Source organism: Rhizobium sp. CB3090 (assembly GCF_029714285.1).
GTDB lineage: Bacteria > Pseudomonadota > Alphaproteobacteria > Rhizobiales > Rhizobiaceae > Rhizobium.
In genome coordinates this window covers 3,414,384-3,429,516 of the sequence record NZ_CP121662.1, presented here as the reverse complement: position 1 = coordinate 3,429,516, position 15,133 = coordinate 3,414,384, and the positions used below count along the sequence as shown (strand labels likewise).

The 15,133-nt window shown below is 60.3% G+C and carries 14 protein-coding genes; 6 read left to right on the top strand and 8 right to left on the bottom strand.

Translation table 11 applies throughout. From position 1 onward, the window contains the following. Window positions 1–38 precede the first annotated feature (38 nt). The 4 genes from QA646_RS16475 to leuB form a co-directional block, all read right to left on the bottom strand. Window positions 39–332: a helix-turn-helix domain-containing protein gene (locus QA646_RS16475; RefSeq protein ID WP_107109913.1), complete on the bottom strand. Its 294-nt coding sequence runs from the start codon at window positions 330–332 to the stop codon at window positions 39–41. Window positions 333–650: 318 nt separating this feature from the next. Then, on the bottom strand, window positions 651–1,394 hold the full coding sequence (gene lpxE / locus QA646_RS16470; protein ID WP_283056479.1) for a lipid A 1-phosphatase LpxE: 744 nt from the start codon (window positions 1,392–1,394) through the stop codon (window positions 651–653). A 96-nt stretch (window positions 1,395–1,490) separates the two neighbouring features. Then, a complete protein-coding gene (locus QA646_RS16465) occupies window positions 1,491–2,273 on the bottom strand; it encodes a phosphatase PAP2 family protein (RefSeq protein WP_283056478.1) in 783 nt (260 codons plus the stop codon). A gap of 105 nt (window positions 2,274–2,378) precedes the next feature. Beyond that, complete coding sequence (gene leuB, locus QA646_RS16460) at window positions 2,379–3,491, bottom strand: 3-isopropylmalate dehydrogenase (RefSeq protein WP_283056477.1); 1,113 nt, start codon at window positions 3,489–3,491, stop codon at window positions 2,379–2,381. A 620-nt stretch (window positions 3,492–4,111) separates the two neighbouring features. Between leuB and QA646_RS16455 the strand changes: the two genes are divergently transcribed. Next, entirely contained in the window at window positions 4,112–5,077 is a 966-nt protein-coding gene (locus QA646_RS16455) for an IS110 family transposase (protein ID WP_283056476.1), read from the top strand. Between the two features lie 78 nt (window positions 5,078–5,155). Here QA646_RS16455 and QA646_RS16450 read toward each other — a convergent pair whose 3' ends face one another. From QA646_RS16450 to QA646_RS16440, 3 genes are all read right to left on the bottom strand, one after another. Next, window positions 5,156–5,974, bottom strand: a complete 819-nt coding sequence (locus QA646_RS16450) for a sugar phosphate isomerase/epimerase family protein (protein WP_283056475.1) — start codon at window positions 5,972–5,974, stop codon at window positions 5,156–5,158. Between the two features lie 189 nt (window positions 5,975–6,163). Beyond that, complete coding sequence (leuD, locus tag QA646_RS16445; protein WP_283056474.1) at window positions 6,164–6,772, bottom strand: 3-isopropylmalate dehydratase small subunit; 609 nt, start codon at window positions 6,770–6,772, stop codon at window positions 6,164–6,166. 190 nt (window positions 6,773–6,962) lie between these two features. After that, on the bottom strand, window positions 6,963–7,193 hold the full coding sequence (locus tag QA646_RS16440) for a hypothetical protein (RefSeq protein WP_283056473.1): 231 nt from the start codon (window positions 7,191–7,193) through the stop codon (window positions 6,963–6,965). A 111-nt stretch (window positions 7,194–7,304) separates the two neighbouring features. Between QA646_RS16440 and QA646_RS16435 the strand changes: the two genes are divergently transcribed. Together QA646_RS16435 and QA646_RS16430 are read left to right on the top strand one after the other, a co-directional pair. Beyond that, window positions 7,305–8,237: a CoA ester lyase gene (locus QA646_RS16435; protein ID WP_283056472.1), complete on the top strand. Its 933-nt coding sequence runs from the start codon at window positions 7,305–7,307 to the stop codon at window positions 8,235–8,237. A 28-nt stretch (window positions 8,238–8,265) separates the two neighbouring features. Further along, on the top strand, window positions 8,266–8,472 hold the full coding sequence (locus QA646_RS16430) for a DUF1737 domain-containing protein (protein ID WP_133708732.1): 207 nt from the start codon (window positions 8,266–8,268) through the stop codon (window positions 8,470–8,472). A gap of 19 nt (window positions 8,473–8,491) precedes the next feature. Here the strand turns inward: QA646_RS16430 and QA646_RS16425 are convergent, their stop codons facing one another. Next, entirely contained in the window at window positions 8,492–8,929 is a 438-nt protein-coding gene (locus QA646_RS16425) for a metallopeptidase family protein (protein WP_283056471.1), read from the bottom strand. A 162-nt stretch (window positions 8,930–9,091) separates the two neighbouring features. Between QA646_RS16425 and QA646_RS16420 the strand changes: the two genes are divergently transcribed. The 3 genes from QA646_RS16420 to QA646_RS16410 are packed head-to-tail and all read left to right on the top strand — an operon-like array spanning window position 9,092 to window position 15,001. Next, complete coding sequence (locus tag QA646_RS16420; protein WP_283056470.1) at window positions 9,092–10,060, top strand: hypothetical protein; 969 nt, start codon at window positions 9,092–9,094, stop codon at window positions 10,058–10,060. A 40-nt stretch (window positions 10,061–10,100) separates the two neighbouring features. After that, entirely contained in the window at window positions 10,101–11,528 is a 1,428-nt protein-coding gene (locus QA646_RS16415; protein ID WP_283058893.1) for a DNA polymerase Y family protein, read from the top strand. Then, the gene (locus QA646_RS16410; RefSeq protein ID WP_283056469.1) at window positions 11,525–15,001 is read left to right on the top strand and encodes an error-prone DNA polymerase; all 3,477 of its coding nucleotides are present in this window, start codon (window positions 11,525–11,527) and stop codon (window positions 14,999–15,001) included. Before QA646_RS16415 ends, QA646_RS16410 begins: the two co-directional genes overlap by 4 nt. Window positions 15,002–15,133: the final 132 nt, after the last annotated feature.

Below are 15,133 nucleotides of genomic sequence, written 5' to 3'. Positions count from 1 at the left end.
ATACAAGGGCACCATTGCGGCGCGGAGAGAAAGAATTGTCAGATGGTGGCAAGTTCCGCCATGTAGGCATTCAGGACATCGCGCCGAAGCAGCAGGTTTGCAAACTTGCCTTCCCGCACGATCTCGATAAGGCCAGCGTTTTCGAGTTCCTTGATGTGGTGCGATATCGTCGCGGCGCTGACAGCATGGCACTGCGTCAGGATGCTGCAAGGCATGGGTTCGGCGCGACCGCCGATTTCCTTCAGGATCTGCACACGGCGCGGCTCGGCAAGCGCCCGGGAAATCAACCCGAGTTGCCTTTCGCTCAGTCGCGTCTGTCCTGCATCGGTCATCGTCTTCGCCACACTCGAACGGGATTGGTTTCCCCGCAAATTCGCCGCTTCAGATATATGAATGCAGCGAATGCTTGGCAACCATTCGGGGTGTGATGGTGCGTTGCATGGCATATTGATGAAGGAAATTTTCTTTTCCCTCATTCGCCCTCCTTGTTCGAGGGCGCTGCGCGCCGCCTCACCATGAGGGCTAACCTCCTTTGGCTCCCGCTCCTCGGAGTGAAGGACTTATGCCCGGCGGCTGGGTGCGGTATGCGCTCCACCCTCATCCTAAGCTTGTCGAAGGACGAGGGTGGCCCGAAGGCCACGACAAAGAGGTTACTTCCCTTTCAGCACCGGCCATCTCGGCACCGGCCAGCCGCTCTCGCCAATGCGGAAGAGCAGGCCGTAGCGGGAATAGACGATCGCTACCATGAAGGAAAACCAGCCGCCGAGGGCGAGGCCGGCGATAACGTCGCTCGGATAGTGGGCGCCGACCATCACTCGCGTCGTCGCCAGCCAAAGGGCGCAGACGATGAAGATGTAACGATAGCGCGGGAAGAGAAAGGCAAGCGCCACGAAAAAAGCGCCGATGGTGGTCGCATGACCGGACGGGAAGCTTTCGAAGCCGGCATGGCCGTTGAAGGGCGAAAAACCGAAAGGGCCCCAATCCTCGAAATGCATGGGGCGGGCACGGCCGATGGCACGTTTCAGGAGATTGGCGATGATGCCCGAAAGCGCGATGGTCGTCAGCAGATAGCCGCCGATCTGACAAATGCGCAGGGCTTGACAGCGACAGCGCGGCAATTGCAGTAGCCGGCTACCGGCCCAGCCTTCGAAGAATAGGAAAGCGCTGACCAGGATGATCCAGCCGGATTCGCCGAAATTGGTGAGCAGCTTGCCGAAAAAATGAATGGGTGGTGCGATATTCTTGATGTTCGCGCCGACCGGCCAATCGAACAGCAAGGCCGCGAGCAAGACGACATTGGCGGTCAGGAACAGACAGATCTTCCAATGCGACGGTGCGAAACCGTTTTTGTTTCGCCGCCACCGCCTCTCCAGGGACGCCAAGATTGCCTGCATATACACCCGCCTGTCGTCGATACTCCCGCTAAATCGACAGTAACCCGTAACAGGCTCCTGCAACAGTTTTTTTACGGATCCATGACGGTCGACAGTTCAGCGAAGTCCATGGTTCAGCCGGAGCCGCGGCCAACCATCTTGTCCTGTCGAGAAGACCAGGCCGAAACGGGAAAAGAGGATCGCAACGGCGAAGGCGATCCAAGCGCCGAGTGCCAAACCGGCGGCGACATCGCTTGGATAATGGACGCCAATGATGATGCGCGAAGCGCCAAGCCAGATGCCGATGCCAATGAACAGCAGCCGGAATCGCGGGAAAAGCAGAGCCAGCGCGGCAAAGAGCGCGCCGACATTGGCCGAATGCGCCGAGGGAAAGCTCTGAAACAGGAAGCCCCCGTGAAACGGCTCGAAGCCGAGAATGCCGTATTGATCATAGAGGAGGGGCCGGGCGCGGCCAATCGCGTATTTCAGAAGATTCACGACAATGCTGGTCGTCAGAACGGACAGGCCGACATAGGCGACCATCCGGATGAAAAGGGCGGCCCGGTAACGGCCACGCGTCGGCGAGCGCCGAGCGATGAAAAGGCCGACGGCAAACACGACGGCGATCGCGGCGAGGATCCAGGCAAGCCTGCCAATATCGGTGATGTCGCCTGCGACCGCGATCAGTTGCGGCGAGAGGTTTTTTGCAGCCTGCCCAAGCGGTGTATCGAAGACGAGGAAGGCGAGAATGACGATATTGACTGTTGTCAGCGCATAGCCGAGCCAAGGAAGGCGGCCATGACGGTTGCGGCGAAGGTCATAGCGCCGCGCCAGCCTTTGCCAAAGTCGTAATTGCCTCTGGATTGTGCTTACTGGCGGCGGTGTCGTTTCCGTTCTCATGCAACGGGAAATAGGAGTATGCCGCGACGAGTTCAACAAAAAGCCCTCGCTCTGCAAGCTGAGAGCGAGGGCCTTTGATGTTTCACGTGAAATATCAGGTGACGATTATGCCGACAGAGCCTTGAATTCGGCGAGGATGGCATCGCCCATTTCGGCGGTGCCGACCTGGCGGCTGCCAGCCGACATGATGTCGCGGGTGCGGATGCCGCTGTCGAGCACGTTGGCGATCGCCTTTTCCAGCGCATCGGCATCGGCCACCAGGCCGAAGGAGTAGCGCAGGCACATGGCGAAGGAGGCGATCATGGCGATCGGGTTGGCGATGCCCTTGCCGGCGATATCGGGTGCCGAGCCATGCACGGGCTCGTAGAGCGCCTTGCGCTTGCCGGTCTTGGCATCCGGAGCGCCGAGCGAGGCTGACGGCAGCATGCCGAGCGAACCGGTCAGCATGGCGGCGACGTCGGAGAGCATGTCGCCGAAGAGGTTGTCGGTGACGATGACGTCGAACTGCTTCGGCTGGCGCACGAGCTGCATGCCGCCGGCATCGGCGAGCATATGCTCGAGCTGAACGTCGGCATATTTTTCCTTGTGCGTCGCGGTGACGACCTGGTTCCAGAGCACGCCGGACTTCATGACGTTGCGCTTTTCCATCGAGCAGACGCGGTTGTTGCGGGTGCGCGCCAGTTCGAAGGCGACGCCGGCAATGCGCTCGATCTCGTAGGTGTCATAGACTTGGGTGTCGATACCGCGCTTTTGGCCGTTGCCGAGGTCGATGATTTCCTTCGGCTCGCCGAAATAGACGCCGCCGGTGAGCTCGCGGATGATGAGGATATCGAGGCCGTCGACCAGCTCAGGCTTCAGCGAGGAGGCCGATGCCAGCGCCGGATAGCAGATGGCGGGACGCAGATTGGCGAAGAGCTGGAGATCCTTGCGCAGGCGCAGCAGGCCGGCTTCCGGGCGTACTTCATAAGGCACGCTATCCCACTTCGGGCCGCCGACGGCGCCGAAGAGCACGGCATCGGCCGCCAGCGCCTTCTGCATATCCTCTTCGGAGATGGCGGCGCCATGCGCATCATAGGCACTGCCGCCGACAAGACCCTCGTCGGTGACGAAACCGGCATTCTTCGCCTCATTCATATAAGCGATAATCTTGCGGACTTCGCCCATGGCTTCAGGACCAATGCCGTCGCCCGGCAGGAGGAAGAGATTGCGCACTGTCATGGGAAAAGCCTCCGCAAAAAAATAGGTTGCGGGTTCTTAGACCTGCAAATGCGGCTTTTCAAGCGAGGAAGGCGGTGAAGCGGTACGGTTTTGGGGCTTTTGAGAGCAACCACCGCCCTCGTGGTTCGAGACGGCCCTGCGGGCCTCCTCACCATGAGGGCTGATCTGTTGCGCTTAACCAAAGGCTGCTTCGGCATGGACCTGCGCGAAAATAACCGGGATTTTGGGGCCGACCCTCGTGGTTCGAGGCTGCGCTCTGGGCTTCGCACCTCACCATTAGGGCGGAGGGAGTGCGTCATCACGGGGCACATCCAGATCCCTTGCCCAGTTCATCTCTCGATAAGCTCATCCTTCGACAAGCGCAGGATTGAGGGCGAAGTGAGCTTTAAGCTGGACGAGAAGATTAGCCCTTGTATTAGGCGGCTGTGTTTTAGTGGTGCATCCTTACGGATGCCGGGATCTGGATGACGGTCCAGGTCCCGGCGACGGGGATGGATCGTTCAGCCCTTAGCCTTGGCGAAGCCTTTGGCTGTCCATGAGCAAGATCGTCTCCGTTTCTTCATCGGACCCGGATGGTTGCAGGAACCATGGGTTCGCATAGCAAGGATGGGTCGACGAAGATGAAGCAGCTTATCACGACAGTTGCCGGGATAGATACCGGCAAGGCATTTCTCGACGTGGCGATCCTCGACGCGGCGACAGGGGTGGAACAGGCGTCCTTCCGGGCGCTCAATACGGCGGCGGGCTTCACCGAGGTTGTCGAGCGGCTTTCGACGGCGGGTGTCGAACGGGTCGGCATCGAGGCGACGGGTGGCTACGAGCGCGAGGCGGTCGCGGCACTGCACCGGGCCGGGTTGCAAGTTCTCGTGCATCAACCGCTTCAGGTGCGCCTATACGCGCGCCTAAAGCTGCGCCGGGCCAAGAACGACCGGCTTGATGCCTCGATCATCGCCGCCTTCACGGCGATCACCGAGCCGCGGCCTAAGATCGCCGACGTCACGCAAAACGCCGTCCTGCAGGCCTTGCACGACCATCTCGTCCACATCGACGACATGGTCGAAGACGTCGCCCGCCTGAAGACACGCCTCGAGCATCGCCGCGATCCGCGTCTAATTGCGGAAATCAAAGACGACATCGCTGCCTTGAATAGACGGATCGCCAGTGAACGCCGCCAACTCGAAAAAGAAGTCCGTGTCCATCCCGATCTCGCTCGACGCCTTGATCTGGCAAGCTCCGTTCCCGGCATCGGCAAGCCCACCGCGCTGTCGATGGTCATCGATATGCCGGAACTGGGCCATGTGTCGCGCGAACAAGCCGCCGCCCTCATCGGCCTGGCACCTTTCGATCACGACAGCGGCAATCAGCGCGGCCTGCGCCATATCGCCGGCGGACGCGCAAGGCCCCGCAAGGCCCTCTATGCCGCAGCACTGCCAGCCGCCTTCAAATGGAACCCGCAGCTCGTCGCCCTCTACAACCGTCTCATCGCAAAAGGCAAGAAGCACAAATGCGCCCTTGTCGCTTGCGCTAGAAAACTCGTGATCTACGTCAACACCGTTCTTGCCAGAAATATCCCTTGGACTGCTTGATCTAATGGTTGCTCATGGTGAGGAGGCCCGCAGGGCCGTCTCGAACCACGAGGGCGGGTGGTTTGCGTTGCTTTATTCTTACTCAGCCAATCCAAGCGAAGCGAGATAGGCGGCCGATGCCGGGATCTTGGACTTGTCCTTGATCTCGATGATCAGGCGCGGGTTGCTGTCGAGCTTGGCAAGGGCGGCAAAGACAGAATGCCAGCGGATATTGCCTTCGCCGAGACTCCAGTGGCGGTCGGCATAGCCATCTGCGTCCTGCAGATGGACATGCTGCAGGCGGTTGCCGGCGGCGTTGACATAATAGTCGACCGGCGGTGCGCCGGTGTAGCCGTGAGCGTAATGGGCATGGCCGGTGTCGATCGAAACGGCGACGGCGGGCGAATTGAAGCTGTCGGCGAGGCCGACGCGGATATGGGGATCCTTATCCTCGATGTTCTCGATGACCATGGTGAGCCCGATGTCTTCAGCGCGCTTCACGGCGTCCTTCAGCGTCAGATGCGTGTATTGGATGATCTTCTCGCGTTCGCTCTTGTTGTTGTCGAGATTGTTGTAGGACCACGACGTATAGGGGCTATGGATGACCATCTGCGTCGCGCCGATATTGGCGCAGACGTCGAGCGCCTGCAGCAGGCGCTTTGTGACGACGGCGCGGATCTCCGGGTCGTGCGAGGCGATGATGAAGCCCCAGAACGGGCCATGGATGCCGAGGCGGCCCTGATGGCCGTCGAGCAGTTTTCTGGCGCGCTCGGCAAGCGGCGACCAGTCGCCATTCAGGACATCGGCTTCGACGAAGCTCTGCAGTTCCAGATCGCGCGGCTTTTCAAGCAGCCAATTGCGATGGGTTTCGACGTCGGCAAGAGTCATGGCGGCGCCGACAATAGGAAGGGAGGTCATGAAATGCTCCGATTGGGAGGAGGAAATGGAGGGAGCGGGAGCGGCCTGAAGGGCTCCGCAGAGGTTATATGATCCCCCTTTTTGTCGGGCATATTACAGCCGGCAAAGTCGTGAGCTTGCCATGGCATCAAAAGAAAAAGCCGGACTTTTCAGCCCGGCTTCGACACGCAAATGTGATGATGAAATCGATCAGGCAGCCCAGGGGCGGGATGCGGCGTTCGTCTTTTCGAAGCTGTCGATCGCCTTGGCCTTTTCCAGCGTCAGGCCGATATCGTCGAGGCCGTTCAGCAGGCAATGGCGCTTGAATTCGTCGAGGTCGAACTTGATCGAGCCGCCGTCCGGGCCGGTGATCTCGAGGTTTTCCAGATCGATCGTCAGGATGGCGTTGGAGCCGCGCGAGGCGTCGTCCATCAGCTTGTCGAGATTTTCCTGGCTGACCTTGATCGGCAGGATGCCGTTCTTGAAGCAGTTGTTATAGAAGATGTCGGCGAAGCTGGTCGAAATGACGCAGCGGATGCCGAAGTCGAGCAGCGCCCACGGGGCATGCTCGCGCGAGGAGCCGCAGCCGAAATTGTCGCCGGCGACGAGAATCTTGGCATTCTGATAGGCCGGCTTGTTCAGCACGAAATCCGGATTCGGCGAGCCATCCTCATTGTAGCGGGCTTCAGCGAACAATCCCGTGCCAAGACCGGTGCGCTTGATGGTCTTCAGATAGTCCTTCGGGATGATCATGTCGGTATCGACATTCACGACCGGGAGGGGTGCTGCGACACCGGTCAACTTCACGAACTTGTCCATGGGGGTCCTGCCTTCAATTTTCGTCTATGCACGAATTATCCTGCCAATAGAGCAAATCCCTGCAAAAATGAAGGGGAATCTTGGGAATGCTCTGAAACCGGGCGCCTTGGCCGCAGTTCCTCAATTCAGGAATTGCGCTGACATGAGCGCATTGGAGAGCGGCGGGTGGCCGCTCTGCCCTGATCTTGGCTTAGAGATCGATGATCGTGCCGCGGCCGTCGTTCCAAACGCGCATTTCGCGCTGAGCATTCGCCTTGGCGCGCACCGGAGCAGGTTTCATCCGCAACGAAATCGCGCGGCCCACCATAAGCACGGTGAGGATGCCGCCGACAGCGAGCGTGAGCGAAACGGTAAACAGCGCCAAAGCTGCAAACACGGTGATGCCGGCAAGCGCGATGAACAAGGAACGGATATTCTGCATGGTCGAGACCTCTCTACTCACGGCAATGTGGTCCTCTCTCCTTCTCTCTGCAAGAGGAGCATGGCTTTTTGTTGTCTTGCCTGACGGGGCAAAGCGCGGCAAAACTGCGTCATGAGCCGTCCCGCCCCTCCCCGTTCCGTCCGTCTGCGCCGCTCGGTGCTGAGCGTCCCCGCGATCAACCGCCGTGCACTTCACAAGATAGCCGATCTCGATTGCGACGCGGTCATCTTCGATCTCGAGGATTCCGTCGCGCCCGAGAAAAAGGCGGAAGCGCGGGAGAATTTGCGCGCCTTCTTCTCCAGCCTACCAACTAGCAAAGAAGAGGCCGGCAAGGAGCGCATCATCCGCATCAATACGCTGTCCTCCGGCTTCGGTGCCGAAGACCTGGAGCTGGTGCTGGCGCTCCAGCCCGATGCGGTTCTTCTGCCGAAGGTCGACGAGCCGCAGGATGTGACTGTTGTCAGCGACAGGCTCGGCGAGGCGGATGCGCCGGAGAGCCTGCGCATCTGGGGGATGATCGAGACGCCGCGCGGCGTCTTGAATGCCGCAGCAATCGCCGAGGCCGGCCGCACACCGGGAAGCCGGCTCGATTGTTTGACCGTCGGTCTCAACGATCTGCGCAAGGAAACCGGTGTGTTGCCGCAGCCGGGCCGCGCCTATCTCGTGCCCTGGCTCATGCAGGTGATCCTGGCCGTCAGCGCCTACGGGCTCGACGCCATCGACAGCGTTTTCAACGATTTCAAGGATGTGGAAACCTTCGACGCCGAATGTGCCAAAGGCCGGGCCATGGGTTTTGCCGGCAAGATGCTGATTCATCCAAACCAGATCGAGGCCGCCAACCGGCATTTCGGGCCACATGAGGCCGCTCTTGCCGAAGCGGAAGCCATCATCGCCGCTTTCGCCGATCCGGCGGCGGCCGGCCTCAACGTCGTGAACCTCGGCGGGCGCATGGTCGAGCGGCTGCATCTTGTCCAGGCGGAGAGACTGGTCCATAAAGCTCGCCTGATTTCAGAGCGCCTTCGTCCTTCGACAAGCTCAGGATGAGGGGCAGCATGCTACGAAAGGCGATTTGATGAAACTTTATCGCTTCCTCAGCGGACCGGACGATTCCTCCTTTTGTCACAAGGTAACCGCTGCCCTCAACAAGGGCTGGGAACTCTCGGGCTCGCCGACCTATGCCTTCAATGCGGCGACCGGCCTGATGCAGTGCGGTCAGGCGGTCGTCAAAGAAGTCGCGGGCAAGGATTACGATCCGGAAATGAAGCTTTCCGAGCAGTAAGCGTAACAGGATCGCTTCCTCAGCGGTCCGTCGCTTCCTCGGCGCTCGCCTCGATGCGCTCCATATCCTCGTCGCTCAGGCCGAAATGGTGGCCGATTTCGTGGATCAGGACATGGGTGATGATGTCGCCGAGGGTTTCGTCGTTTTCCGCCCAATAGTCGATGATCGGCCGGCGATAGAGACGGATCTTGTTCGGCATTTCCCCGGTCTGGGCGGTGAAACGCTCCGATATGCCACGGCCTTCGAACAGGCCGAGAAGGTCGAAGGGCGTTTCCAGCGCCATGTCCTCGAACACATCATCGTCGGGGAAATCTTCGATGAGGATGATGAGATCGCCGGTGAGCGAACGGAATTCGTCCGGCAGGTGGCCGTAAGCCTCCGCGGCCAAGGATTCGAATGTGCTGATCGAGGGGGCATGGCGGTCCCGCCAATCCTCGCTCTGGTCAATGCGGGCCATGAATGCTTCCTTCCTTAGCTGTCATATAGAGCCTTTGTTTCGATTTTTCGAGAGAGGATTCAGGCAGAGGAATATTTTCTCATAAAATGATGTTGACTCTTCTGCCGACCTCTGGAATCCATAAGAACATAACAGGAACATAATTGATCTGGAGCTAACGTCATGGCCGAGGCCGCCGTGGCGCGGGAGACGCTTTTTGCCCTGCGTGAAACCATTGCCCGACTGGAAGGCAGGCCGATACCGGCGCTGGCAGCGGTGGCGCATGAGGCACGGGCGGCGGAGCCGAACGCCGGTTCGGCCGATGCTGTCCAGCCGCTTGCGACAGGAGTTGCCGATCTCGACGAGGCGATGCAGGGCGGCGTGCCGCTCGATACGCTGACGGAGATCCGTTCGCTCGCTTTGCGTGATGCCGGAGCGGCGAGCGGTTTCACCCTCGCTCTCGCTGCTCGGCTCAGAGTGTTTGCCGGGCGGCGTGGGGCGCAAGCCGCCGGCAAAACCACGGCCGTATCGCCGGTTTTATGGATCGGCGATACGGTCGCGGCGATGGAGGCGGGCCTGCCCTATGCGATCGGGCTTCGGGATTTTGGATTGGAGCCGGCCGGCTTTCTGCAGGCGTCGCCGCGCAAGCTGGAAGAGGCGCTATGGCTGGCGGAGACGGCGCTTGCCAGTGCGGCCTTTGCGGTTGTCATTCTGGAGGTGCGCGGCAATCCGGCTCGCTTCGGGTTGACCGAGAGCCGGCGGCTGGCGCTACGGGCCAAAGCGGCGGGGCGGCCTTTGTTTCTGTTGCGTCAAGCGGGCGAGGAGGAGGCGAGCAGCGCTCTCTTCCGCCTCTCCGTCGAACCCGCGCCGGCCCTGGCGCGGCCTCTGCCGGATGGATCGCTGCTTGGCGGCAGCATCGGTCATCCGGCCTTTCGTCTCACCCTGGAAAAAAGCCGCAACCCGGCGCCCTTTTCCATAACCCTGGAGTGGAATGCCCATGACCGCCAGTTTGCCCCTGTCCTCGACGCTCAGCACCCTGCCTTTCCCGGCGAATACGCAGCGCATTCTGGCGCTGACCTTTCCGCATCTGCCGACCGACCGGATCGCGCGCAAGCGATGGGGTCTGTCCTGGCGTTCGACCGGTCGGCTTGAGGCACCGCCGCTCGCTTGTGCCGGCAAACTGAACAATGCCATGCGGCTTACCGCGCTCAATGAAAGGGCCGAGACGATCGGCCTGAAGCTTACGCAGGGCGTTGCCGAAGCGAAGGCGATCTGTCCTGCCCTTGACGTCGTCGAAGAGGATCCAGGTGCAGACCGCAAACTGCTGGAGGCGATCGCCGATTGGTGCGACCGCTATACGCCGCTGGTGGCGATCGACGGCAAGGACGGGCTTTTCCTTGATATTACCGGCTGCGCCCATCTCTTCGGGGGCGAAGAGGCGCTGCTCGAGGATATTCTGATCCGGATTTCCCGGCTTGGACTCGATGTCCGCGGCGCCATTTCCTCCGCGCCGGGCCTGTCCTGGGCGGTTGCTCGCTTCGACGACAGCCGCGTCGTTCCTCCGGAGGCCATGGAAGAGGCGCTGGCGCCGCTGCCGGTCGCCTCGCTCAGGCTTGGCGAGGAAACCATCGCCGCATTGCAGAAGCTGGGATTGAAGCAGGTGGGCGATCTCCTGGCCGCGCCGCGGGCGCCGCTGACCCGCCGTTTCGGCGCGCAACTGCTTTTGCGGCTCGACCAGGCTGTCGGCTTGAACGAGGAGCCGATCTCGCCGCGCCGGCCGGTCGCGCAGTTGTCGGCCGAGCGGCGGCTTGCCGAACCGGTACAGGCGGAGGCCGATATTCTGCAATTGGCCCACCAGCTTGCCGAAACCTTGAAACCGGGGCTGGAAGGCAGGGGCGTCGGTGGCCGTTCGTTCGAGCTTCTGCTGTTCCGGGTCGACGGCGCGGTGTTCCGTATTGCCGCCGGGGCATCGCAGCCGCTGCGGGAGCCGAGGCGGATCGCCGGTCTGTTTACGGAGCGCTTTACCGCCGTTCATGATGATCTCGATGCGGGATATGGCTTCGAAATCGTCCGCCTCAATGTCCTGGAACATGCGCCTTTCGATTCGACGCAGGATGACTTTGTCGGAGAAGGCCGCCAGGACGGGTCGCTCGCTGCTTTTGTCGACCGGGTAGCCGCGCGGCTGGGGCCGGATTGCCTGCAGGGCTTCGAGCTGCAGGAAAGCCATATTCCCGAGCGGGCCGTGCGACCGATCTCGGCCATGGGGCTTCTCGCTTCCCGGCGGCGGATAGGTAAGGAAGATGCTGGGTTTGGCTTCTTCCGCGGCGAGCGGCCGCTGCGGCTGTTTCGCATGCCGGAGCCGATCGAAACCATTGCCGCCGAAGTACCCGATGGCCCTCCCCGGCAGTTCCGCTGGCGGCGTGTCATGCATCGAGTCAGCCGAGCCGAAGGGCCGGAGCGGCTTTCGGCGGAATGGTGGGTCGAGGAAAAGGAAGGGCCTGTCCGCGATTATTTCCAGGTCGAGGATGAAGAAGGCCATCGTTTCTGGCTGTTCCGCAAGGGTCTCTACGGCCGAGGCGAAACGGGACCGGATTGGTATATGCACGGGGTCTTCGCATGAACGCGCGCCCGAGCTTTCACGAACCCGGATCCTTCTTCGAGATCGGGGTGAGAACGAATTTCTCTTTTCTCGAAGGTGCCTCGGATCCGGAAGAAATGGTGGCGCAAGCCGCTATCCTGAAACTTTCGGGGTTTGGAATTGCCGACCGCAATTCGGTTGCAGGCGTCGTCAAGGCGCATGCGCACACCAAAGTTCTCCGAGAAAAATATGAGGAGACCGCTAAGAACAACATGGTGCTTCGAGCCAATGGGGAGCCGGAAAAGCCTCTCCTGAAGCCGGTTCCCTTCCAGCCTGGCGCTCGCCTGGTGTTTTCGGACGGTACGCCCGATATTCTTGCCTATCCGCAAAACCGCAAGGGTTGGGCGCATCTCTGCCGACTGTTGAGCGCTGGCAATCTGCGCGGCGAGAAAGGCGTCTGTATCCTCAATGAAAGCGATCTCGTGGAATGGGGCGACGAGATGATGCTGGCCCTTGTTCCCGATCCTGATAGCATCGAGACGCCGGAGAGGCTGGCAAAGCTTGAGGAGTACCTGAAGCGGTTATGGATGCGCTTTGGCCGAAAGTTCCATATGGTCCTGTCTCCTGCCTATGACGGGCGGGATCGGATGGTCTTTGCCACGCTTTCCATCATCGCATTGCGCAACGGCGTGCGGCTGATCGCCAGCAACCAGCCGCTTTATCACGCGACCGAACGAAAGCCGCTTGCCGATATCGTCGTTTCGATCCGCGAGCATGTGCCGATCGCCGAGGCCGGCTTCAAACTGGCGGCCAATGCCGAGCGCTACATGAAGGATGCTGTCGAGATGGCGCGCCTGTTCCGGGATCATCCGAAGACAGTCGCCAATACGCAGAAGTTTTTTAGCCGGCTGTCTTTTTCGCTGGACGAGTTGAAGCATAACTATCCCGACGAAAGCATTGATGGCGAGACCGTTGCGGAGACGCTGAAGCGGCTGACGTGGGAGGGGGCCAGATGGCGCTTCCCCGAAAAGATTCCCGAAAAGGTCTCGATGCAGATCGAGCATGAGCTCAAGCTCATTCGTGAGCGGCAATATGAGCCCTATTTCCTGACGGTGCATCGGATCATGGAATTTGCCCGCAGCGAGAATATCCTTTGTCAGGGAAGAGGGTCGGCGGCCAATTCGACGGTCTGCTATTGTCTCCGGATTACCGAGGTCAATCCGGAAATAACAAGCTTGCTCTTCGAGCGTTTCATCTCGACGGAACGTGAAGAGCCGCCTGATATCGATGTCGATTTCGAGCACGAGAAGCGTGAGGAGGTCATCCAGTTTATCTACAAGCATTACAAAAAGGAGCATGCCGGACTGACGGCGGCGGTCACCAGCTATCGGGCGCGCTCGGCCGGTCGCGAAGTGGCGAAAGCCTTCGGCCTGTCGGAGGATGTGCAGTCGGCTCTTGCAAGCGGTGTTTGGGGCTGGTCGACGGAAGAGCTTTCCGAGCGTGAGGCGAAGATTGCCGGTCTCGATCTCAAGGACAAGACGACACGGAACGTCCTCTCCTACGCCTCGACGCTGATGGGTTTTCCGCGGCATCTGACCCAGCATGTCGGCGGTTTCGTCATCACCCGGGATCGATTGGACGAGGTGGTGCCGATCATGCACACGGCGATGGACGATCGTTACATGATCGAGTGGAACAAGGACGATCTCGACAATCTCAACATACTGAAGATCGACGTGCTTGCGCTCGGCATGCTGACCTGCCTTGCCAAAGCTTTTGACCTGTTGCTGCTGCATTACGATGTGAAGAAGGAGCTCGCCGATCTTGGCAGCGGCGAGTATCCCGACCGCATACCGGTCTATGATATGATCTGCCGGGCCGACACGGTGGGCGTCTTCCAGATTGAAAGCCGGGCGCAGATGAGCATGTTGCCGCGTCTCCGTCCTCGCAAATTCTATGATCTGGTCATCGAGGTGGCGATCGTCCGGCCAGGTCCCATCCAGGGCAACATGGTTCACCCTTATCTCAAGCGGCGGGATGACGAACTTCATAATCGACCGATCGAATACCATCGTCCGGAATTGAAGGCAGTTTTGGAAAGGACGCTAGGAGTTCCCCTGTTTCAAGAACAGGCGATGCAGATTGCCATTACTGCGGCTGGATTTTCGGCGGCCAAGGCCGATAGGCTGCGCCGGTCCATGGCGACGTTCAAGCGGACGGGAAAGGTCGATGAATTCAAGAAAGACCTGGTTTCGGGCATGGTCGCGAACGGCTACCCTCAAGACTTTGCCGAACGCTGCTTCAGCCAGATTGAAGGTTTCGGCGAATATGGCTTTCCCGAAAGCCATGCGGCTTCCTTTGCTCTTCTCGTCTACGCTTCTTCCTGGCTCAAGGCCTATTATCCCGATGTCTTCTGTGCGGCGATCCTGAATGCCCAGCCTATGGGCTTCTATGCGCCGGCGCAGCTCGTGCGCGATGCGCGTGAACATGGCGTCGAGCTGCGGCCAGTTGATGTCAATCATTCGAGCTGGGATTGCCTGCTGGAGAAGGCGCGTTTCGATCAGGACGCAGTCGAGCCGCGTCATGCGTCGATGCGCGAGCTGATCAAGACGCAATGCGCCGTCCGCCTCGGTTTCCGGCAGGTCAAAGGTCTGTCCGAGAATGAGATGAAGCAGCTCGTCGAGCGCCGTGGCGATGGCTATCGTTCCGTACGCGATCTCTGGCTACGATCCGGCCTTGCCAAATCCGCTATCGAGCGCCTGGCCGATGCCGATGCCTTTCGCTCGATCGGCCTCAGCCGTCGCGAGGCGCTTTGGGCTGTCAGGGCGCTCGATGTCGGCAGTGCTGCCGAAAAGCTTCCCCTCTTCGATCTTGCCGACCGCACCGACCTGCAAGTCGAGCCCGCGGTTTTTCTGCCGGAAATGTTGCCTGGCGAGCAGGTGATCGAGGATTATCGCTATCTGTCGCTATCGCTGAAGGCGCATCCGATGTCCTTCCTGCGTGCGGATTTCTCCCAAATGGGCATCGTGCAGAACCGGGATCTGCCCAATGTTCCTAATGGACGGATGGTGACGATTGCCGGGCTGGTGCTGGTGCGACAGCGGCCTGGCTCGGCCAAGGGCGTGATCTTCATGACGCTGGAGGATGAGACTGGCGTCTCCAATGCGATTGTCTGGCCGAAGATGTTCGACAAGTATCGGGCTATCGTCATGGGCGCCCGGCTGGTCAAGATCCGCGGCCGCCTGCAGAGCGAAAGCGGCGTCATCCATGTGGTGGTCGATTATATCGAGGATATGACCCCGGCACTGGGGATCCTGCAACGCGAGGCCAAGCGGTTCGGGGTCAGCGATCGGGCGGACGAGGCCCTGCGTCCGACCATGGATCACCGGCAAAAGACGCGGCTTGCCGAAACAGGCCGGGCGGTGCGTGAGCAGGCTGCCGAGATAGCGGCGGATGGCCGCAGCTCTGTCGCCGAGACGGCAAGCGTCATGCCGCGAGGCCGTAACTTCCATTGATGCGCAGGAGGTTAGGTCTCACGCCGACGTGAGCTTGTCCGGCTCACCCGATGAAAATGAATCGATTTTTCTTGACAAAGAGCGTCTTCTTTCGCAGATAACAAGACAGCAGATGTCATGTTTGACGGGCTG

Excerpts from the sequence above, each read along its gene's own strand:
- QA646_RS16475 (WP_107109913.1), bottom strand. The coding sequence starts at position 332 with ATGACCGATGCAGGACAGACGCGACTGAGCGAAAGGCAACTCGGGTTG.
- lpxE (WP_283056479.1), bottom strand. The coding sequence starts at position 1,394 with ATGCAGGCAATCTTGGCGTCCCTGGAGAGGCGGTGGCGGCGAAACAAA.
- QA646_RS16465 (WP_283056478.1), bottom strand. The coding sequence starts at position 2,273 with ATGAGAACGGAAACGACACCGCCGCCAGTAAGCACAATCCAGAGGCAA.
- leuB (WP_283056477.1), bottom strand. The coding sequence starts at position 3,491 with ATGACAGTGCGCAATCTCTTCCTCCTGCCGGGCGACGGCATTGGTCCT.
- QA646_RS16455 (WP_283056476.1), top strand. The coding sequence starts at position 4,112 with ATGAAGCAGCTTATCACGACAGTTGCCGGGATAGATACCGGCAAGGCA.
- QA646_RS16450 (WP_283056475.1), bottom strand. The coding sequence starts at position 5,974 with ATGACCTCCCTTCCTATTGTCGGCGCCGCCATGACTCTTGCCGACGTC.
- leuD (WP_283056474.1), bottom strand. The coding sequence starts at position 6,772 with ATGGACAAGTTCGTGAAGTTGACCGGTGTCGCAGCACCCCTCCCGGTC.
- QA646_RS16440 (WP_283056473.1), bottom strand. The coding sequence starts at position 7,193 with ATGCAGAATATCCGTTCCTTGTTCATCGCGCTTGCCGGCATCACCGTG.
- QA646_RS16435 (WP_283056472.1), top strand. The coding sequence starts at position 7,305 with ATGAGCCGTCCCGCCCCTCCCCGTTCCGTCCGTCTGCGCCGCTCGGTG.
- QA646_RS16430 (WP_133708732.1), top strand. The coding sequence starts at position 8,266 with ATGAAACTTTATCGCTTCCTCAGCGGACCGGACGATTCCTCCTTTTGT.
- QA646_RS16425 (WP_283056471.1), bottom strand. The coding sequence starts at position 8,929 with ATGGCCCGCATTGACCAGAGCGAGGATTGGCGGGACCGCCATGCCCCC.
- QA646_RS16420 (WP_283056470.1), top strand. The coding sequence starts at position 9,092 with ATGGCCGAGGCCGCCGTGGCGCGGGAGACGCTTTTTGCCCTGCGTGAA.
- QA646_RS16415 (WP_283058893.1), top strand. The coding sequence starts at position 10,101 with ATGCGGCTTACCGCGCTCAATGAAAGGGCCGAGACGATCGGCCTGAAG.
- QA646_RS16410 (WP_283056469.1), top strand. The coding sequence starts at position 11,525 with ATGAACGCGCGCCCGAGCTTTCACGAACCCGGATCCTTCTTCGAGATC.